At 71.2% G+C, this 18,994-nt stretch carries 15 protein-coding genes; 9 read left to right on the top strand and 6 right to left on the bottom strand.

The annotated features are described in order from the left end of the window. The 4 genes from QM708_RS12645 to argE are packed head-to-tail and all read left to right on the top strand — an operon-like array spanning nucleotide 1 to nucleotide 4,274. The gene (locus QM708_RS12645) at nucleotides 1–1,389 is read left to right on the top strand and encodes a class II 3-deoxy-7-phosphoheptulonate synthase (protein ID WP_415109037.1); all 1,389 of its coding nucleotides are present in this window, start codon (nucleotides 1–3) and stop codon (nucleotides 1,387–1,389) included. Further along, entirely contained in the window at nucleotides 1,389–2,402 is a 1,014-nt protein-coding gene (locus QM708_RS12650; RefSeq protein WP_415109040.1) for a threonine aldolase family protein, read from the top strand. The genes QM708_RS12645 and QM708_RS12650 overlap by 1 nt, the downstream gene beginning before the upstream one ends. 38 nt (nucleotides 2,403–2,440) lie before the next feature. Next, nucleotides 2,441–3,088: an MBL fold metallo-hydrolase gene (locus tag QM708_RS12655; RefSeq protein WP_415109043.1), complete on the top strand. Its 648-nt coding sequence runs from the start codon at nucleotides 2,441–2,443 to the stop codon at nucleotides 3,086–3,088. After that, complete coding sequence (argE, locus tag QM708_RS12660) at nucleotides 3,057–4,274, top strand: acetylornithine deacetylase (RefSeq protein WP_415109046.1); 1,218 nt, start codon at nucleotides 3,057–3,059, stop codon at nucleotides 4,272–4,274. Before QM708_RS12655 ends, argE begins: the two co-directional genes overlap by 32 nt. On the opposite strand, the gene pknB is transcribed toward argE, so the two are convergent. After that, nucleotides 4,255–6,282, bottom strand: a complete 2,028-nt coding sequence (pknB, locus tag QM708_RS12665) for a Stk1 family PASTA domain-containing Ser/Thr kinase (RefSeq protein WP_415109048.1) — start codon at nucleotides 6,280–6,282, stop codon at nucleotides 4,255–4,257. The genes argE and pknB overlap by 20 nt on opposite strands. 117 nt (nucleotides 6,283–6,399) lie before the next feature. Between pknB and QM708_RS12670 the strand changes: the two genes are divergently transcribed. Next, complete coding sequence (locus QM708_RS12670) at nucleotides 6,400–7,140, top strand: thiamine phosphate synthase (protein ID WP_415109051.1); 741 nt, start codon at nucleotides 6,400–6,402, stop codon at nucleotides 7,138–7,140. 47 nt (nucleotides 7,141–7,187) lie between these two features. On the opposite strand, the gene QM708_RS12675 is transcribed toward QM708_RS12670, so the two are convergent. Continuing rightward, nucleotides 7,188–8,303 carry a polyprenyl synthetase family protein gene (locus tag QM708_RS12675; protein WP_415109054.1) on the bottom strand — a complete coding sequence of 372 codons (1,116 nt, stop codon included), beginning with the start codon at nucleotides 8,301–8,303 and terminating at the stop codon, nucleotides 7,188–7,190. A 52-nt stretch (nucleotides 8,304–8,355) separates the two neighbouring features. On the opposite strand from QM708_RS12675, the gene QM708_RS12680 reads away from it, so the two are divergent. From QM708_RS12680 to QM708_RS12690, 3 genes are all read left to right on the top strand, one after another. After that, nucleotides 8,356–9,246, top strand: coding sequence for a methylenetetrahydrofolate reductase (locus QM708_RS12680; protein ID WP_415109057.1), 891 nt, complete (start codon nucleotides 8,356–8,358; stop codon nucleotides 9,244–9,246). A 1,221-nt stretch (nucleotides 9,247–10,467) separates the two neighbouring features. Continuing rightward, nucleotides 10,468–11,442, top strand: a complete 975-nt coding sequence (locus QM708_RS12685; protein WP_415109059.1) for an SPFH domain-containing protein — start codon at nucleotides 10,468–10,470, stop codon at nucleotides 11,440–11,442. A 10-nt stretch (nucleotides 11,443–11,452) separates the two neighbouring features. Then, the gene (locus QM708_RS12690) at nucleotides 11,453–11,836 is read left to right on the top strand and encodes a hypothetical protein (protein ID WP_415109062.1); all 384 of its coding nucleotides are present in this window, start codon (nucleotides 11,453–11,455) and stop codon (nucleotides 11,834–11,836) included. Between the two features lie 58 nt (nucleotides 11,837–11,894). On the opposite strand, the gene QM708_RS12695 is transcribed toward QM708_RS12690, so the two are convergent. The 3 genes from QM708_RS12695 to QM708_RS12705 form a co-directional block, all read right to left on the bottom strand. After that, nucleotides 11,895–14,096, bottom strand: coding sequence for a HelD family protein (locus QM708_RS12695; RefSeq protein ID WP_415109065.1), 2,202 nt, complete (start codon nucleotides 14,094–14,096; stop codon nucleotides 11,895–11,897). 67 nt (nucleotides 14,097–14,163) lie between these two features. Further along, complete coding sequence (locus tag QM708_RS12700) at nucleotides 14,164–15,180, bottom strand: hypothetical protein (RefSeq protein WP_415109068.1); 1,017 nt, start codon at nucleotides 15,178–15,180, stop codon at nucleotides 14,164–14,166. Continuing rightward, nucleotides 15,180–15,776 carry a DUF4126 domain-containing protein gene (locus tag QM708_RS12705; RefSeq protein ID WP_415109071.1) on the bottom strand — a complete coding sequence of 199 codons (597 nt, stop codon included), beginning with the start codon at nucleotides 15,774–15,776 and terminating at the stop codon, nucleotides 15,180–15,182. Before QM708_RS12705 ends, QM708_RS12700 begins: the two co-directional genes overlap by 1 nt. Before the next feature lie 169 nt (nucleotides 15,777–15,945). On the opposite strand from QM708_RS12705, the gene QM708_RS12710 reads away from it, so the two are divergent. Beyond that, entirely contained in the window at nucleotides 15,946–17,259 is a 1,314-nt protein-coding gene (locus QM708_RS12710) for an MATE family efflux transporter (RefSeq protein ID WP_415109073.1), read from the top strand. 118 nt (nucleotides 17,260–17,377) lie between these two features. On the opposite strand, the gene QM708_RS12715 is transcribed toward QM708_RS12710, so the two are convergent. Next, nucleotides 17,378–18,991, bottom strand: a complete 1,614-nt coding sequence (locus QM708_RS12715; protein WP_415109076.1) for a metallophosphoesterase — start codon at nucleotides 18,989–18,991, stop codon at nucleotides 17,378–17,380. Nucleotides 18,992–18,994 lie beyond the last annotated feature (3 nt).

An 18,994-nucleotide genomic window follows, 5' to 3' on the forward strand; every position in this document is an offset into this window, starting at 1 on the left:
GTGCCGAACATCCCTTCTCTGACCGACCTGCACGCGCTCGGGGCAGCCCAGCAACCGACCTACCCGGACGCCGCCGCGCTCAACGACGCCGTGGGCGAGCTGCGCCGCCGTCCGCCGCTGGTGTTCGCCGGCGAATGCGACGACCTGCGTTCCCGGATCGCCGATGTCGCCGCCGGTCGTGCGTTCCTGCTGCAGGCCGGCGATTGCGCCGAGACGTTCGGCAATGTGACCGCGGTCAACATCCGCAACGCGTTGCGGGTGCAGCTGTCGATGGCGGTCGTGCTGCAGTACGCCGCCCAGGTGCCGGTGGTGAAGGTCGGACGCCTCGCCGGCCAGTACGCCAAGCCGCGCAGCGCCGACACTGAGACCCGCGACGGCGTCACCCTGCCCACCTACCGCGGCGACGCGGTCAACGGCCTCGACTTCGACGCCGCCTCGCGCGTGCCCGATCCGCGCCGCCTGGTCGAGGTGTACAACAATTCGGCGGCCACCTTGAACCTGGTGCGCGCCTTCGTGAGCGGCGGCTTCGCCGATCTGCGCACCGTCCATTCCTGGAACACCGACTTCGTCCGCAACAGCCAGGTGGAAGCCAAGTACGAGGAGTTGTCGGCCGAGATCGAGCGCGCCATGGCGTTCATGATCACCTGCGGGGTCTCCGACGACGCGCTGCGCATCATTCACTACTGGGCCTCGCACGAGGCGCTGCTGATGGAGTACGAGCACGCCCTCACCCGGATCGATTCGCGCACCGGCACCCCGTACGGCACCTCGGGCCACCTGCTGTGGATCGGCGAACGCACCCGCCAGCTCGACGGCGCCCATGTGGCGCTGCTGGCGTCCCTGCGCAACCCGATCGGCGTCAAGCTCGGCCCGACCACGACGCCGCAGACGGCGCGCGAGCTGGTCGAGCGGCTCGACCCGCACGGCGAGCCGGGACGCCTCACCCTGATCACCCGGATGGGCGCCGACAAGGTGCGCGACGCGCTGCCGCCGCTGATCCAGGCGGTCGAGGCCACCGGGCGCAAGGTGGCCTGGGTGTGCGACCCGATGCACGGCAACACCTACGAGACCGAGCGCGGCTACAAGACGCGCGCCTTCCCGGTGATCTGGGAAGAGGTCGACGGCTTCTTCGATGTGCACGCCGAACTGGGCACCTGGCCGGGCGGCGTCCATCTCGAGCTGACCGGCAACGACGTCACCGAGTGTGTCGGCGGCGTCCACGAACTCGACGAGACCGATCTGGCCGACCGCTACGAGACCGCCTGCGATCCGCGGCTCAACCGGAACCAGGGCATCGAGTTGGCGTTCTACCTCGCCGAGCGGCTGCGGGAAGACATCGAGCGCCGGGGCGTGAACCCGGTGCAGGAATTCACCCCGCACGAGCTGTGATGATCGACCTGCGCTCCGATACCGTCACCGTTCCGACCGCCGCCATGCGCGCGGCGATGGCCGAGGCAGAGGTCGGCGACGACGTCTACGCCGAGGACCCGACCATCGCCGTCCTGGAGGGGCGGGTGGCCGGACTGCTCGGCCACGAGGCCGGCCTGTTCTGCGCGACCGGGTCGCTGGCCAACGTCCTCGGCGTCGCCCAGCACGTCCGCCCGGGCCAGGAGGTGCTCTGCGACTCCGGCGCGCACATCGCCCGCGCCGAGATGGGCGCGCACGGTGCGCTCACCGGCGTCACCATGCGCACCTGGGTGAGCCCCGACGGGCGCGTCGATCCGGCCTGTGTCGAGGCACTGTTGTCGCCGGACGCCGGCCCGTACCTGGTCTCGACGGCCTGCGTCGAGGTCGAGAACACGCACAACTTCGGTGGCGGCACCGTGCAGCCCCTGGACGCCTTGGGTGCGGTCAGCACGCTGTGCCGAGACGCCGGTGTCGGCCTGCACCTGGACGGCGCCCGGCTGTGGAACGCCCAGGTCGCCACCGGCATCGGGCTGGACACCTACGGACGGTTGTTCGACACCGTCAGCGTCTGCTTCAGCAAGGGCCTAGGCGCCCCGGTCGGGTCGGTCCTGGTCGGCAGCGCCGAGCAGATGGCGTCCGCGCGCATCCTGCGCAAGCGGCTGGGCGGCGGCTGGCGCCAGGCCGGCCTGCTGGCGGCCGCCTGCCTGTACGCGCTCGATCACCACGTCGCCTCCCTGGCCGAAGATCACGCCGCGGCGCGCGCCTTCACCGCCGAGCTGACCGCCTCCGGCATCGACGTCGCCACCCCCGAGACCAATATCGTGGTCGTGCCCACCGGTGCGTTGACCTCGGGCGAGGTGGTGGCCCGGGCGTCGGAGGGCGGCGTGCGGCTGAGCGCGGTCGGCGCGCGCCTGGTGCGTGCGGTGACCCACCGCGATGTGAGCCTCGATCAGTGCGCGGACGCCGGCCGCATCCTGGCAGGCATCCTCGGCTGACCGACCCCCAGGTGCCGCGGGCTCCCTATGCTGGGGGCATGCAGATCACACACCTGGGGCACTCGGCCGTCCTGGTCGAGGTCGCCGACCGCCGCATCCTGTTCGATCCGGGCAACTTCTCCGATCGCTGGCACGGCGTGACCGACCTGGACGCCATCGTCGTCACCCACCTGCACCCCGACCACATCGATCCGCAGCATGTGGGTGCGCTGCTGGCCGACAACCCGGACGCCGCCGTCTGGGTCGAGCCCGGCGTCCTCAACGCCGTCGACCTGGGCGGGCGCGCCCAGGGCATCGCCGCCGACACCTCGGTCGAGCTGGGCGGCGTCCGGATCGACGCGGTCGGCGGGCTGCACGCCGTGATCCACCGCGACATCCCGCGGATCGGCAATGTCGGTTTGGTCGTTACCGCCGCGGGGGAGCCCACCTTCTTCCATCCCGGCGACAGCCTGGAGGCGATCCCGGCCGGCGTCGACGTGGTCGGCATCCCGATGATGGGGCCGTGGGCGGCGATGAAGGAACATGTCGACTTCCTGCGTGCGCTGAATGCGCCGCACGGCTTCGGCATCCACGACGCGCTGCTGTCCGAGCGCGGCTGGGGGCTGGCCTTCGGCCGCTACAACGAGATGACCCCGACCACCGTCCAGGACCTGCGTGCCTCGCAGCCGTGGACGCCGGCGTCCTGACGCGATGGTGAACCCTTCGCCCGCCGTCTTGGACTGGCTTGCCCAGCTGGTCGCGCTCGACACCACCAGCCGCGACTCCAACCGTCCGCTGATCGATCTCGTCGCGGCGCACGCGCGCGGACTCGGGCTGACCACGCACCTCTTCCCGGCCCCGGACGGCCGCAAGGCCAACCTGCTGGTCACGGTTCCGGACGCCGACGGCAACACCACCGGCGGCGTGATGCTGAGCGGGCATTCCGACGTGGTGCCCACCGACGGGCAGCCTTGGACCTCCGATCCCTACCGGCTCACCGAGCGCGACGGGCTGCTGTACGGGCGCGGCACCACCGACATGAAGGGGTTCGTCGCCGTCGTGGTCGCCGCGCTGGACCGCCTGGCCGCCACGCCGCTGGCCGAGCCGGTGCATCTCGCGCTCACCTACGACGAGGAGGTCGGCTGCCTGGCCGCCGAGCCGCTGGTGGAGTCGCTGGCCTCGATCGGCGTCGCACCCCGGGTCTGCTTCGTCGGTGAACCCACCTCGATGCGGATGATCCGCGGGCACAAGTCGATCAACCTGATGGACGTGCACCTGCACGGCGTGGCCGCGCACAGCTCGCTGCCCACCCTCGGCGTGAACACGATCCACCACGCCGCCGACCTGATCAGCTACTGGCGCGACCGGTGCGCCGCCTGGCGAGACGGCGGCCCGTTCGACGAGGCCTACCCGGTCGCCTACACCACGGGTGCGGTGACGATGGTCACCGGCGGCAACGGGGTCAACATCGTCCCGGCGCAGTGCACGCTCACCCTCGAGTTCCGCTCGATCGGCACCCCCGAGCAGGACGCGGCCGAGGTCGAGGCGCTCCGGGCGCGCTGCCGCGAGGTCGAGGCCGCGATGCAGGCCGAGGACGCCTGTGCGCGCGTCGAACTCACCGTGCGCGCGCAGACCGTCGGGCTCGACACGGGCGAGGACGCAGCCGTGGTCGCGCTGGGACGTGAACTCGGCCTGGCGGTCGAGCCGGAGAAGGTGACCTACGCCACCGAGGCGGGCGTGTACGCGCGCGCCGGCATCTCGACGGTGGTGTGCGGTCCGGGGGACATCGCGCAGGCGCACAAGCCCGACGAGTTCGTGGACCCCGATCAGCTCGCCCAGTGCGAGGTGTTCATCTCACGCCTGATCGATCGGCTCACACGACCCGGAGCGTGACCGTCGACCCTTTCGGGACGCTGGTGCCCTCGCCGGGCTCGGTGCCGACCACCCAGCCCAGCCCGTTCGCGATCACGTCCACGCGCTCGGCGACCAGCCCAGCCGCCTCCACGGCCGCCTTGGCCTCCGCCCAGCTCATCCCGCGCAGGCCGTCCGGCACGGTGACCAGGACCGGTCCCTTCGACACGGTCACCTTCATCGAATCGCCGCGGCGCAGATCGCCCGAGGCGGGCTCCTGGGCGATCACGACGTCCTGGGGCACGGTATCGCTGTGCTCGGACGCCGTGGTGAGCTTGATCGCGTTGTCGGTGGCCCATGCCTCCAACTCGGCCGCCGGCTTGCCGGTGAAGTCGGCCACGGTGACGGGCGCCGGGCCCTGAGAGACGACCAGCGACACCGGGGTGTCCCGCTTCACCTGCGTGGCGGCGGTCACCCCCTGGGAGATGATCTTGCCCTCGGCGACGGTGTCGTAGTAGGTCTGGGTGACCTCACCCACCGTGAGCGAGTTCTCGCCGATCAGCCGGGTCGCCTCGTCGAGGGTGAGCCCGGTCACTTTCGGCACCGAGTACCGCTCGGGGCCGCGCGAGACCCACGCGGTCACCTGATGGTCGCGGATCACCCGGCCGTCCCCGGGCGGATCGGTGCGGATGATCTGCCCGGCCGGCACGTCCTCGGAGTATTCCTGCTGGAAGACGAGCTCGAAGTCCAGGCCGGCCACCTTCTCCTGTGCCTGCGCCTGGGTGAGGCTCACCAGGACGGGCACGGGCGTCCAGCGCCCCTCGAGCAGATACCAGCCGGTGCCGCCGAGCACCGCGAGCACGACGAGCAGCGCCGCAATCCGGCGCCAGCGGGGCACCGGACGCCGCCGCGGCGGCAGGGCCGCCGGACCGTCCAGCGTCGGCAGGGCACGCGTGTGCGGCGATTCCGGCGAGTACGGGGTGGGACCGGTGCTGTAGAACGGCGCGCCGTCGGCGGTCACGTCGAAGGTGGGCGAGACCGGCGTCATCGGCGTGAACTGCCGCTCGGCGCCTGCCCGCGGCGGCAGGGTCGGCACCGGCGTGGTGGCCGCGCTCGGGCCGTCCGGCTCGGTGCGGCGTACCCGCGCCATCAGGGCCGGGTCGTCGACGATGCCGCGTGCCAGGGCGTCCTTCACCGCGCGCAGGTGCCCCAGCAGCACGCCGGCATCGCGCGGGCGCAGCTGGCGGTCGCGGTTGGCGGCGGTGGTGACCAGGGCGTCCAGGTAGGGCGGGATGCCGCCGCGCCCGTCGCGCCAGGTGGTCGAGACCTCCATCGACGGCGCCGGGATCTGGTTGTGCACATGGCTGTAGGCGACCTGGATCGGCGTGTCGCCGCTGTGCGGTTTGCGGCCGGTGAGCATCTCGTACAGCACGATGCCGAGCGAATACACGTCCGCGCGCGGGTCGGCCCGCCCCTTGGTGACCAGTTCGGGCGCGATGTAGCTCACGGTGCCGATGACCAGCCCGGCGGTGCCCGCATGCGATTGTGCGGTGACCGCGCGGGCCAGCCCGAAGTCGGCCACCTTCACCTGGCCGCGTTCGGAGATCAGCACGTTCTCGGGTTTCACATCCCGGTGGATCAGCCCTGCGGCGTGGGCGGCGGCCAAGGCCGCGCACACCGGTTCGATCAGCTCGACAGCGCGCCGGGGCTCCATGGGCGCCTCGCGGGTGATCACCTGGCGCAGGGTGAAGCCGGGCACGTACTCCATCACGATATAGGGGCGGCCGTTGTCGGAGCCCTGGTCGAACACGCTCACCACATTGGGGTGGGTCAGCCGCGCGGCGGCGCGCGCCTCCGCGTCGAACCGTTCGGCGGATTCGCCGGCCTCGCCGACCCCCTCGTTCATCACCTTGATCGCGACCGTGCGCGACAGCCTCAGGTCGTGCGCGACGTAGACGGTCGCCATGCCCCCGCGCGCCAGCCTCTTGACGACCTCGTACCGGTCGTCAAGGACGTGGCCGATGGGGCCAGTGCTGCGTTCGGGCGTCACCACAGAGTCTCCGGCATGAGGTTGGGGAAGTAGCCATGCCAGGCCTGGCCCGAGTTTAGGCCACCCGGTGGTGCGTGACCCGAGACGACCCGCCGAGGTTGTGGCAGGCTGGGGCACGTGACCGCACTGATGGGGATCGCCGCCCGGCTCCGGCTTGCCCGCCTCATGCACATCGCGCCCGATGAGCCGGACGCCGTGGGCGCGCTCGCCGAAGCCAGTTATGCCGGCGGGGCCGACATCGTGATGCTGGACGAAGACCTGGCCGACGCCATCGCCGACGAGACCGCCGAGATCGGCCTGGCCGCCATCACCTTGGCCGCGCGGGCCACCCAGGGGCTGACCGGCTATTTCGGGCGCCCGGTGCGAGCCGCTCAGCTGTCGCCCGACCTGTTCGTCCTCGCCGATGCCGAAGCGGACCCGGTCCGCACCCGCCGCCTGGTCGGCGAGTGGACCATGATCGGGCGCCGCTGCACCTCGGACGCCGACACCGACGCCGCGCTCGCGCATCCCGAGGTGGACTTCCTGATGGTCGGTCCGGGGCTGGAACGGATCCGGTACGCGGCGCGGAAGGCGCCCGCGCACGATCCCCGGTCCAAGCCGTGGTTCGCGGTCGGTGGCATCACCGCGGAGTCGCTGGGCGCGGTGATCCGCGCCGGCGCGATGCGCGTCGCGGTCGGTGGCGCGATCACGCGGGCCTCCCGCCCGGAAGAGGCGGCGCACGTGCTCAAGGAGCGGCTGCGGACCGCCTGGAACGACGATCCGCGGATGGAATCCGTCGTCGCCGCCGCGTTCGGGCCGAAAGCCACGCTGAACCTGCCCTCGGACCTGAAGGCGCGCGGCGCGAACCCGCCCCGCTGAGCCCCCGGGTGCCGCCGGGCGCGGGCGTCCGCGGAGGCGGTGCTGGGTCAGAAGTCGCGGCGGACGGCCAGGCGCGCCAGCGCGGCCAGCCCCTCCCGCCCGGCGGGTGCCAGATCGGCGTCGGCCAGCGCGGCGAGCGCCTGGTCGTACTCGCGGTGGATCTCGTCCTCGACGGCCTGGCGGGCTCCGCATGAGTCGATGATCGCGCGGGCGCGCTCCACCTGGGCCTCGGTGAGGCCGGGGTCGCCGAATAGTGCGGCCAGCTCGCGGGCGTCGGCCTCGCTCGCCCGGCCGAACGCTTCCGCGGCCAGGCGGGTCAGCTTGCCGACGCGCAGGTCCTCGCCGGAGTCCTTGCCGGTGAGCGCCGCATCGCCGTAGATGCCGAGCACATCGTCGCGGTACTGGAAGGCCCGGCCGAGCGGCTGGCCGAACGCGGACAGCGCCTCGAATTGGGCGGCCGAGGCGCCGGCGATCGCCGCGCCGATGTGCAGCGGACGCCGGATCGTGTAGGAGGCCGACTTCCAGGTGACCACCGTCGCGATCAGGCCGGCGAGTTCCTCGCGGTCGGCCGGCGTGCGGGTGAGCGCGTACGGGTCGTGGGCCTGGGCGAGTATGTCGAGGTACTGGCCCGCGGTCACCTCGGCGCGCACCTGCTCCAGGTAGAGGTGCGCGCGGTCGAGAGCTGCGGCGTCCAGGCCCGAGGCGCGGACCATCTCCACCGACCACATCAGCAGCAGATCGCCGAGCAGGATCGCTCCGGCCCGCCCGAACTGCTCGGGATCGCCCCGCCAGCCGGCGCCGCGGTGGTCGGCCTCGAACTGGCGGTGCGCGGCCTTCACGCCACGGCGATGGTCGGAGGCGTCCATCACGTCGTCGTGGACCAGCGCCGAGACGTGCAGCAGGTCGAGCGAGGCCGCCGCGCGGATCACGGCGTCCGGCACCGCGGGATCGCCCGTGACCGCCGTGTAGGCCCAGGCGCAGAACGCCGGGCGCAGCCGCTTGCCGCCCGCGGTGAACAGCCGGGCGCGTTCCAGCAGCGGAGCGGTCGCCGGATGCATGGCGGCCAGGGGTGCGTCCTGGGCGTCGAGGAACGCCGACAAGGCGCCGGAGACGGCATCGCGGAAGACGGAGGAGACAGGATCACAGGGCGACAGGCTGACCACGCTGTGAGCCTAGCCGGACGCCGCACGCGGGGCTGAACTAGGGTGCGTGGTCATGCCCGCGGAGAACATCATCGACCTGCTCGCCTCCTCGACGGGGCCGACCTTCAGCGTCGAGTTCTTTCCTCCCTCAGACGACGCGGGCGTCCAGCAGTTGCTCGGCGCGCTGGAAGCGCTGCAGCCGCTCGAGCCTGACTGGGTGTCGGTGACCTACGGCGCGACCGGTGCCAGCCGGTACAAGACCTTCTCCGCCGTCGGGGCGCTGCGCGGCCAGACAGCGACCTCGCTGATCGGGCACCTGACCATCGCGGGCCAGTCGAAGTCCGACGTGGTGCGGGCGATCGAGGCCTACGAGCGTCTCGGGGTGACGCACATCCTGGCTTTGCGCGGCGACCCGCCTCGCGGGGAGTCGTTCGTGCCGCATCCCGAAGGCCTGACGAGTGCGACCGAGCTGGTGACGCTGATCAAATCGCTGGGCGACTTCACCGTCGGTGTGGCCGCGTTCCCCGACGGCCATCCGGAGAGCACCCTGGAGCTGGACGCGGAGATCCTGCTCGCCAAAGAGCGGGCCGGCGCCGAGTTCGCCATCACCCAGCTGTTCTTCGACGCGGACGCCTACGCCGCCATGGTGGCGCGCTTCCGCGCGCTCGGAGGCACCATGCCGATCATCGCGGGCATCATGCCGATCACCGTGCCCAGCCAGATCGAACGGTTCGCATCACTGTCCGGATCCGGGATGCCCGCCGCGTTCGAGGCGCAACTGCGGTCCGTCGCGGACGACCGCGCGCGTTTCCGCGAGGTCGGCATCGAGCTCGTCACCGACCTGTGCCGGCAGGTGATCGCCGCCGGCGCCCCCGGTCTGCAGTTCTTCACCCTCAATCGCTCCACCGCCACCCACGACATCCTGAGCCGCCTGCGTTCCACCGCGGACGCCTTGCCTGCCTAGCCCGGTTTGTCGTCGCGAGGAGCTCCGGCTCCTCCGCGCGGGGTGCTCCAAACGACGCGCAACGTGAGCGCCTCGTACCCACTCCGGCTCTCGCGCGGGGTGCTCGGCGTCGATCTCGATGCGGCGCTCGTGACCTTGCCGCCTCCCTCGCGCGGGGGCGTTCGCATCAGCGCCGGGCCGCCCTTCGCCTCGTCCGGACGGCTCCTCGCCGGCGGGGCGTCCGGTTCACTCGCGCCTACGAGATGCGCCGTTGCGCACGAGTTGTTCGCTGACGCACACCGTGGCCCCTTCGGCCACGCCGCCCGGGTTAGTCACATTCGCCCGGGTTGGTTACGTTCGCCCGGTGTAGTCACCGTTGCCCGGGTAGGAAACAGGGCGACAGCACCGAAACCGGGCGGCATATGCGGCCCCTCCGGCCAAAGCGTCGGCATCCGGGAGTCAAGTCCCCGCAGGTCGAGTGACCGAGCGCGCGCTCTGTTGCCGTGGTCGCCGCGGGCTGGATCTGTGGCCGTCTGATCGAGAGGTCAGGTGCCAGGAGGCACCATCCTTCGGCTCGCAGAAGCCGTCAATGTAGAGACGTGGCGAGTAGACGCACCACGATTTTGCATTGATGATGCGGACGCCCCTCGTGAGGGCGCGGTGTTGCCTGCTTCCCGGCTCAGCCGGTGGCGGTAGTGTCCTGGCGCGTCGACTGGTGCGGCATGGTGTCGCAATTCATACCTTGCCGGGTAGGTGATGCAGCACCAGACCGCACAGGCAATGGCGGACGGGTTCGCCCGTGTGGCGTGGGTGGCCTTCGCGCGCACGATGTGAACCCTTGCGCACGATATTTCGTAGGCAACGGTTCAGTTCGTAGGCGACGGCGAGGACGTGGGGTGCGTAGGCAGGTCCCGCTCCGACTTCACCGTCGCCGGCTGCCTGCGTGCAAAGGGGCTCGTGCCACGGAGATGTCGGCGAGGTGGTGAGGATCTGGAGGCGGGGCCTGTGCCACGGCGAAGTCGGCGACGCTGCGAGGATCTGGAGGCAGGGGTCCACGCACAGGGGGCGCGCCAAGGCGACATCGGCGGCGTCGCGACGATATTTGGGCGGGGCCAGCGCGGCACGCGCCGTGTGGGTTTCTCGACGAGGGGCTGGACGCGGCGTCCAAAAAATAGCTATCATATTGATATCGCGACGGACGCCTGCGGCGCCCCTCGCACCACCCGAGCCGAGGAGGACGCCATGACATCGCCCACCGAATCCGTCGACACCACCGCACCGGAGGGCGTCGCCACGCAACCCGTCGGGCAGGCGGGGATCAGGGTCGACATCACCGAGTCGAAGGCGGCCACGGCCGGTTCGGCGGCCGGGTTCGGCGTCCTGCTGCTCGCCCTGGCGATGTTCGGCTACGGCGTTTACGCGATCATCGCCGGCGCCGTCTCGGCGGACGCCGGCGGTCCCGCCGGCCTGGTGGTGGTGGGCATCGTCATGATCGTGCTCAGCGTCATCCCGTTCAGCTGCCTGACCGTCATCGCGCCCGGGATGACCTCGGTGCGCCAGTTCTTCGGGCGCTACATCGGCACCGTCCGCCGCACCGGGCTGGTGCTGGTGCCGCCGCTGACCAGCGGCAAGAAGGTGTCGGTCAAGGTGCACAACTTCGAGACCAACGAGCTCAAGGTCAACGACCTGGACGGCAACCCGATCAACATCGCCGCCATCGTGGTGTGGCAGGTGGCCGACACCGCCCGCGCGGTCTTCGCCGTCGAAGAATACGAGGAGTTCATCAAGACCCAGGCCGAGGCCGCGCTGCGCCACGTCGCCACCACCCACCCCTACGACCAGCCGGAGAAGGGGGAGACCTCGCTGCGCGGTGGCACCGACGAGGTGAGCGCCGAACTGGCCGCCGAGGTGGCCGCCCGGGTGGCGATCGCCGGATTGGAGATCGTCGAGGTGCGCATCTCGACGCTGGCCTACGCCCCCGAGATCGCCCAGGCGATGCTGCAGCGCCAGCAGGCCGGCGCCATCATCGCCGCCCGCGAACTGATCGTCGAGGGCGCGGTCACCATGGTCGAGCAGGCGCTCACCCGGCTCGAGGACGAGGAGATCGTCGTCTTCGACGATGAGCGCCGCGCCCAGATGGTCTCGAACCTACTGGTAGTGCTCACCTCCGAGCAGCGGGCCACGCCGATCATCAATGCCGGATCGCTCTACGCCTGATCGGTCGATCATGCCCCCCGAACAGGACGATCGCGCCGCGCCTGGTCCGCCGGGCGCGGCGCCCGAGCGCGCGCGGGATGGCACCGCGGAGGGCGGCCAGGCCCTGGCTGCTGGTGCCGGGCGCGCGCGCGATGGTGACTCCGGGAGTGAGCCGGCCCAAGGTAGTGGTGCTGAGCGTGTGCCGGCGCGGGGCGGGCGCAAGCAGGTGTTGCTGCGCCTCGACCCGGCCGTGCACGAAGCGATCGCCAAGTGGGCCTCCGACGAACTGCGTTCGGTCAACGCGCAGATCGAGGTGGTCTTGCGCCGTGCCCTCGTCGACGCCGGCCGCGACCCCAAGCCGGCGCCGATGCGCCCGCGCGGACGCCCCCGCCGCGACGAGTCGGCGTCCGAGTGAGGTGTCCGGTGCGGGCGGGCGGTCCGGGCCCAAAAAAGCCCGTACCGGGATGCTCAGGTCACCCCACCGGGCGCCAGAGGCCGGAGTTCTCGCCGATGTCGACCGTGACCAGCGCCTGGGTGGGACGGGTGAGGGCGACGTACAGCACCCGGACGCCGCCGGGGCTCTCGGCGACGATCTCGTCGGGCGACACCACGACGACGGCGTCGTATTCGAGGCCCTTGGCCTCCAGCGGCGAGGGGTAGAGGACGCGGCTCAGGTTGGCCGGGTTCATCCGGGTCGACAGCCGCCGGCGCAGTGCCTCCTGCAACCGGGCCTGCCGTGACGGGGGAGCGATGATGCCCACGGTGCCGCCCACCTCGTCGGTGAGCCGGTCCACGATGTCGACCAGGTCCGAGACCAGGGCGGCCTCGGTCGTCCGGAGTAGTTCTGGCTCGCGCCCGGTCGAGCGCACCGCGCGCGGCAGGTCGGCCTTCGGGTAGTGGCGTTTGACCACCTGGGCGGCGAGCTCGAACACCTCGGCGGGGGAGCGGTAGTTCACCGACAGACGGAACGACCGGTGCGGCGCGTTGCCGATCAGGTCGCGGACGGCGCGGCCCACCTCGTCCAGGTCGGGCCAGCTGCTCTGGGCCAGGTCGCCGACGATGGTCCAGGACGCCTGCGAGCCGCGGCGGCGCAGCATCCGCCACTGCATCGGGGTGATGTCCTGGGATTCGTCGATCAGCATGTGCGCATAGGTCTCGTGCCGGTCCTCGCGCAGATCCACCTCGACGGTGCGGCGCAGCTTGTCGGCGGTGGTGACGAACTCGGTCGTCTCGCCGAGGCTGTCCAGGAACAGGTCGGGGCCCTCGTCCGGCTCCTCGGGAACCGGCCCGAGAATGGCGACCAGCTCGTCCAGCAGGGCGATGTCGGCGACCGTCCACTCCCCGCCGGCCGCGTAGGACGCCGCGAGCAGGCGCCGCTCCTCGGCGTCCAGGGTGCCTGCGGCCACCCGGTCGACGACGGCCGGGTCGGCGAGCCGGCGTAGCACCTCGAAGGCGGTCAGCGGCGGCCACCAGGCGGCCACGAAGGAGCGGTAGCCGGCCGAGTCGGTGATCAGGTCGGGGACGGCCTCGGGATCGACGTCGGTGTCGGCCGGCACCTGGGAGGCCAGCATCGCCACCAGCATCTTTTCGGCCTTCTCCCGGCCCTGGTTCATCCGCGAATGGGAGAGGACGTCGCGGCGGACCCGCGCGAGCGCCGCGGCGTCCAGCTTGAGCACATTGCCCTTGACCGTGACGAGCAGTTCCGGCGGCGCGGCACCCAAGTCGCCCAGCGGAAGTTCCACCAGGGCGCGCAGCACCTGCACCATCCGCAGCGAGCCCTTGACGCCGGCGGTGGCGGCGTCGTCGACGAGGTCGGAGTCGAGGTCGTCCAGCACGTCGGAGGCGACCGCGCCGATCGCTCGCAGGGTGACCGAGTCCTCGCCCAGGCTGGGCAGCACCCGCTCGATGTAGTTCATGAACACCGGGCCGGGCCCGACCACCAGGATGCCGCCGCGCTCGAAGCGGCGCCGGTTGGAGTAGAGCAGATAGGCGGCGCGGTGCAGCGCGACGACGGTCTTACCGGTGCCCGGGCCGCCGTTGATGATGGTGACGCCGGCGTAGTCGGCGCGGATCGCCTCGTCCTGCTCGGCCTGGATGGTGGCGACGATGTCTTTCATCCGGGTGCCACGCGCCCGCGACAGCGACGCCATCAGCGCGCCCTCGCCGATGATCGGCAAATCCTCGCGCTGGGCGGCGGCGTCCAGCAGGTCGTCCTCGATGCCGACCACCCGGTCGTTGCGGCAGCGCAGCACCCGGCGGCGCACCACATCCATCGGCTGGTTGGGCGTGGCCCGGTAGAACGGCTCGGCGGCGCGGGCGCGCCAGTCGATCACCAAGGGCTCGTAATCGTCGTCACGGACGCCGATGCGGCCGATATAGCGCACCTCGCGGTCCTCGGCGTCGGCCAGATCGAGCCGGCCGAAGACCAGGCCCTCGTGTTCGGCGTCCAGGACGGCCAGTCGCTTGGCCGCCTGGAAGGTGAACGCGTCGCGCTCGAACAGGGCCGTGCCGTCCTCTTCGCGGACCCACGTCTCGCGATCGGAGGTGAAGATCTGCTGCCCCGTGCGCGCGGCACTGCGGGCGGACCGGGTTGCCTCGTCCAGGCGTGCGTAGACCGCGTCGACGTGGGCCTGTTCGCGGGCCAGTTCGCGAGCCAGCAGTTCGGAGTGGTTCAAGGGGCTTCCTCGTGTTTCGACCGACCCACCACTCTACCCCCGCGTGTCAACGCCGTGGATCTTTGTGTCAGCGAAGCGCCTTGTTGGTGGGGCGGATGTCTTCTCCGGTCAGGAAATCGTGGGCCGCGTAGGCCGCCAGCGCCCCTGACAGCAGTTGCGCCCAGGGCTCGTTGCCCGCAGGCGAGGACGCCGACGCATGAAAGTGCCCGGGCCGTCCGGGGGTGCACAGCGCCGGCCGGGCCAGCAGCTGGTCCACGAAGGAGTCGTGGCGGCGCAGCGGGCGCGGTCGGTGCCAGCACACCCCGGGGTCGCGGGTGTCGATCACCGCCTGGCCAGGGCGGACGCCTTCGGTCGCCGAACTGCCCGCCGGCTGCGGTCCTGCCGGTGAGGCGGCCGCGTCGGGTGCCGGGTCGCCGGCGACGATCCGGACGCCGCGGGCGTCCAGCCGGTCGCGCAGCACATCGACGAGGGCGGCGGTCGGAACGAGGGCACGCGTGGAGTCCACCAGCCGCCACCGCCCGAAAGTCCGTTCGACCGCCAGCCGTGTGGTGAGCCAGGCGGGCGTATCCGCCGCCGGGACGCCGCGGGCGGCGGCGAGCCGGTCGAGCCGGGCCGCCAAGGCCGGGTGGGGGAGCGTGCGGGCGATGTCGGCGAGGCTGCGGCGGGGATGCAGCCCGGCGCGGGCGACGGCGTCCGGGGTGAGTTCGGCTTCGACGCCGAGCGGCCGGACCGCCTGCCAGACGCCGTCGGCGGCGTCCACCAGGTCGCGCCAGGCGCGGGCGGCCGGCTCGCCGAGAGCTTCGAGGTCGGTGTACCAGACCCCGGCCCGGTCGGTGGGCGGCCCGTCGGGGTCGGCGACGAGTTCGAGGCCGTGCAGGCCGAGCGCGCCGGCGGCGGGACGCCCGGTCTTCTTGAACAGGTCACGCCACGGGGCGGGAAAGTCGAGGGTTTCGCCGAGCGTGGCACGCAGGCCGTCCGCCCAGCCCGGAGCGGCGATCAGCGTGACGGTATGTCCTACCCGGGCGAGCCGGGTCGCGGCCGCGACGCCGGCGAAGGTGCCGCCGAGGACGGTGACCGGCGCCATCAGGCGTCCGTGCCGCGGCGGCGTGCGCGCCAGGCGGCGACCTGGGCGCGGCCTTCCTGGGCGCGCGCGGCCACCCGGTTGAGCGCCCGCACTCCGACCGCCAGCAGCAGCGCGGCGACGATCGCGGCCGCGACCGGCGCGAGCGCGATCAAGGTGGCGATGCCGGTCACCGCGACGTCCCCGGCGACGGACGCCGCCACGTTCGTGAACGGTTGCGGTGTGGCGTTGACGGCCAGGCGCAGGCCATCCCTGATCGCGTGGCTGGCCAGGGCGATCGCGCCGCCGAGCACCCCCATCGCGACCAGGGTGGGGAGGTTCATGCCGGTCGCCCAGGCCACGCCGATGGCGGCACCGGCGACGGGCCGGACATAGGTGGCGATCGCGTCCCAGGCGCTGTTGACCAGCGGGATCTTGTCGACGATCACCTCCGCGGCGCAGAGCACCGCGACGACGATCAGCACGTCGGTGCGCTGGAAGGCCGCGGGAATGCCCTCGATTCCGGAGAACCGTCCCAGTACGCCGAGCACCAGCACGGTGCCCCAGGCGTTGATGCCGCTCGCCCAGCCGGACGCGAACACCAGGGGAAGCAACTCCATGGCCGTCAGCCTAGTGGGGCGCGCACCGGCATGAGCGGAACCCGGCTCTGTGGGTGCTTGCGCCGGTGACGTCGGTCGCGATCTGAGCGACGGATCGCGGAACGAGACAGCGAGCGGTGCAAATGAGGCTAGCCTCACCTCACTTATTGCGCGCATGATCGGAGTCCTGATGGTCGCACCCGCCTTCCGCCGCAAGGGGCTGCTGCGCCTGAGCTGGCCCCTGCTGCTGGTCACGGTGTTCACCCTGCTCGCGACGCTGGGCAACGTCATCCTGCTCAGCATGGCGTCGCCGGAACTCAATGCCGCGGTGGCGACCGGCAACCAGGTGCTCGGGATCGTCTACGACATCTCGGTGGTGTTCAGCCTGGGCGGCCTGGTCGTGATCGCGCAGTTGCTCGGCGCGGGCGAGTTCGGCGCCGCCGGCAGGTCCGCCACCCTCGCCCTGCGCGCGGCACTGGTGCTCGGCGTGGTGCTGGCCGCCGGCATCGCCGCGCTGGCGCCGGTGCTGGTGGACGCCGTGCGCACGCCGCCGGAACTGGTCGCTGACGCGGTCACCTATCTGCTCGTGGTCGCCGGCGGATTGTTCTTCAACGCCTACGTCGTGACCGCCTCGGCCGTCCTGCGGGCCTACGGCCGGACGGTGGCCCTGCTGGTGCTCGGCGTGCTGGTGAACGTGCTCGACGTCGGGTTGTTGGCGGTGTGCCTGCTGGTGCTCGACCTCGGCGTGGTGGGCGCGGCGCTGCCCACACTGGTCGTACGCGGAGCCGGCATGCTGCTGCTGTGGTGGCTGGTGCGCCGCGCCACCGGCGTCCGGGTGTTCGGACGCCTGCCCGCCGGCGTCCCCGGTCAGGCGGGACCGGCCAGGATGGCTGCGTTGTCGCTGCCGACCGTCGTCGAGAACGCGGTCTACAACGGGGCGATCGTCTTCGCCGTGACCATGCTGAATCCGCTGGGCACCGACACGATCAATGCCCGCTCCTACGCGCTGACCCTCACCGCGCTGGTCACCGGCGTCATTCTGGCCCTCGCGCAGGGGAACGAGACGATCGTCGGCTGGGATGTCGGCGAAGGGCGCCGTGCTGCCGCGCGACGGCTCACCCTACGCACCGCGGGCTGGACAGCGGCGTCCGCGGCGGTGCTCACCCTCGCGTTGTGGGCGGGAGCGGACACCCTGTTGTCCCTCTTCGGGCCGAATGAGCAGGTGCTCGCCCAGGCCCGCGGTGCGCTGCTGATCAGTGTCGTGTTGCTGCCGCTGTCGGCGGCGACGGCCGTGCTCTACGGGGCGTTGCGCTCGGCCAGCGACGTGACGATGCCGATGGTCTACTCGGTGGCCTCCAGCGCGTTGGTGCTGGTGCCGCTGTCGTGGCTTCTGGTCGGTGTCGTGGGCCTGGGTCTTGCCGGCGCGTTCTGGGCGCTGGTCGCGGCCGAGGCGGTCAAGGCGGCGCTGTTGCTCGGGCGCTGGCTCGCGGGGTCTCGATCCTGACGTGCCGAGGAACGGCACCCCGCGGCGAAAGCGGTCATCGTGACAGTAGAGACGAGGGGAGGGGGCGCGACCTCGGCCGCGCCCCCTCCCCTCGATCCACGATGAGGATCGTCCTCGCTCAGCGGATGATCGTGATCGTGTGGCTGGTCGGGTCCAGGGTCCGATTGTTCATCGGGTCGTGAACCTTGCCCGTGACCGCGCCGGTCTTGGTGTTGATCGTGAGGATGCGCACCGGGTTCGCGCCGGATCCGAGATCATTGCCCAGGTATGCGACCACCGTATTTCCGTTGATGATGTCGCTGCGATGCGTGAAACGGCCGGTATGCCCGGAAACGACCAGTTTGACGTTGGGATACTTGGCCACGATTTCATCGCGGATGACGGTCGGCGGCAATGCGCCGTAGCCGTCATTGGACCCCGAGACGCGACCACCGGCGTCGAGGTAGTGGTGCGTTTGAAGGATGACGTTGTGGCGGGGATGGTTGGCGACGACCTGCTTCGCCCAGTCGAGAGCGCCCTGGCGGGGCCACAGCTCCAGGTTGAGGATCAACCACTTCGTTCCGTTGGCCTCGAACGTAGTCCAGAGATTGTTGATCTTTCCCTGTTCGTAGACGCCTTGCACCGACTTCACCGTCGAGAGCGGGAACGTGTCATTGAGCGCCTGGGTGTTGCGGACGAGTTTTCGGGTGTCGCATTCCCGGCCCAGCTTGATCGGGCATTCGGGGTTGTTCATATAGGCCGAGCCACCGAATCCCCTGCTTCCGGGGACGCCGTCATGGCCGACCGCGGCCGTGTCGTGATTGCCCACGGCGATCGTGTAGGGGAGACCGGCTTTGGACAGCACGTCCATGGCGGCCTTGGCCCGGGTGAGCTGCGCCGGTTCGAGCCAGCCCCAGTTCGTCACATCACCGGTGTGCAGGGCCCAGCGGATGTCGTAGGTCTGCCGGTTGTTCACGATCCATTGCGTCCGGTCGGGGAAGCGCTTGTCGTAGTTGGAGTGAACCTCGCCCTGGGTGTCGGGGATGACCGCGATACTGAAGGTCTCGCCGTCGTTGGGGGCCGCGGGAGGCTCCGGGGGGGTCGGCTTTCGCGTCGGCCCTTCCCCGCCCGGCGCCGGGGTCAGCGGCGGGGTGAGTTTGTCGCCCGCCCCGGCGCGCACGGGGGTCTCCTTGGTGCCGGGAACCACGTGGAACGCCACGCCCGTGTCGCTCCAGCCCGAGGAGACGAGGCTCTGATAGGCGGCGTCCTCCCACACGTGACGGCTGGCACCGCCCTTGACCAGGCGGTGGACGGGCACGGTGCAATCCTGGCTGGTCGCCGCGGTGAAGAAGCTCGCCTCGTGCTGGGTGACGTACCCGGATTTCGTTGCGGCGTCCCGGTCATTTCCGGTGGCGGCGAAGAGGAAATCCTGGTTCCGGGAATGGTAGAGCCGGCTGACCGGAGTCCGGTCGGTGCCCGGGTGGAGAGCCACATAGCCCCACACCCCGACATCCTGGGTGAATCCGTGCCGCGTGGCGGCGGCTTTCGATTCACCCTCCCAGGGGGTGAGGAGATCGCCGCCCCGTCCGGCATGGACGTTTCGGTAGAGGGGGCTGGTGAGTGAGGCGCACACTGAGGCGAATGCCGGGGGCGCGGTGGTGGCGACAATGCCGATACTGCTGACAGCGATGGTGAAGGCCGTCAACGCGGCCCTGATTGTGGGGGAAGCCATGAGGGGGGTCTCAGCTTTCATGCG

Source organism: Propioniciclava sp. (assembly GCF_047602245.1).
Classification (GTDB): domain Bacteria; phylum Actinomycetota; class Actinomycetes; order Propionibacteriales; family Propionibacteriaceae; genus Propioniciclava.

What these genes read in the sequence shown, in the direction of transcription:
- QM708_RS12650 (WP_415109040.1), top strand. Translation starts at nt 1,389, where the DNA reads ATGATCGACCTGCGCTCCGATACCGTCACCGTTCCGACCGCCGCCATG.
- QM708_RS12655 (WP_415109043.1), top strand. Translation starts at nt 2,441, where the DNA reads ATGCAGATCACACACCTGGGGCACTCGGCCGTCCTGGTCGAGGTCGCC.
- QM708_RS12680 (WP_415109057.1), top strand. Translation starts at nt 8,356, where the DNA reads ATGCCCGCGGAGAACATCATCGACCTGCTCGCCTCCTCGACGGGGCCG.
- QM708_RS12685 (WP_415109059.1), top strand. Translation starts at nt 10,468, where the DNA reads ATGACATCGCCCACCGAATCCGTCGACACCACCGCACCGGAGGGCGTC.
- QM708_RS12690 (WP_415109062.1), top strand. Translation starts at nt 11,453, where the DNA reads ATGCCCCCCGAACAGGACGATCGCGCCGCGCCTGGTCCGCCGGGCGCG.
- QM708_RS12700 (WP_415109068.1), bottom strand. Translation starts at nt 15,180, where the DNA reads ATGGCGCCGGTCACCGTCCTCGGCGGCACCTTCGCCGGCGTCGCGGCC.
- QM708_RS12705 (WP_415109071.1), bottom strand. Translation starts at nt 15,776, where the DNA reads ATGGAGTTGCTTCCCCTGGTGTTCGCGTCCGGCTGGGCGAGCGGCATC.
- QM708_RS12710 (WP_415109073.1), top strand. Translation starts at nt 15,946, where the DNA reads ATGGTCGCACCCGCCTTCCGCCGCAAGGGGCTGCTGCGCCTGAGCTGG.
- QM708_RS12715 (WP_415109076.1), bottom strand. Translation starts at nt 18,991, where the DNA reads ATGAAAGCTGAGACCCCCCTCATGGCTTCCCCCACAATCAGGGCCGCG.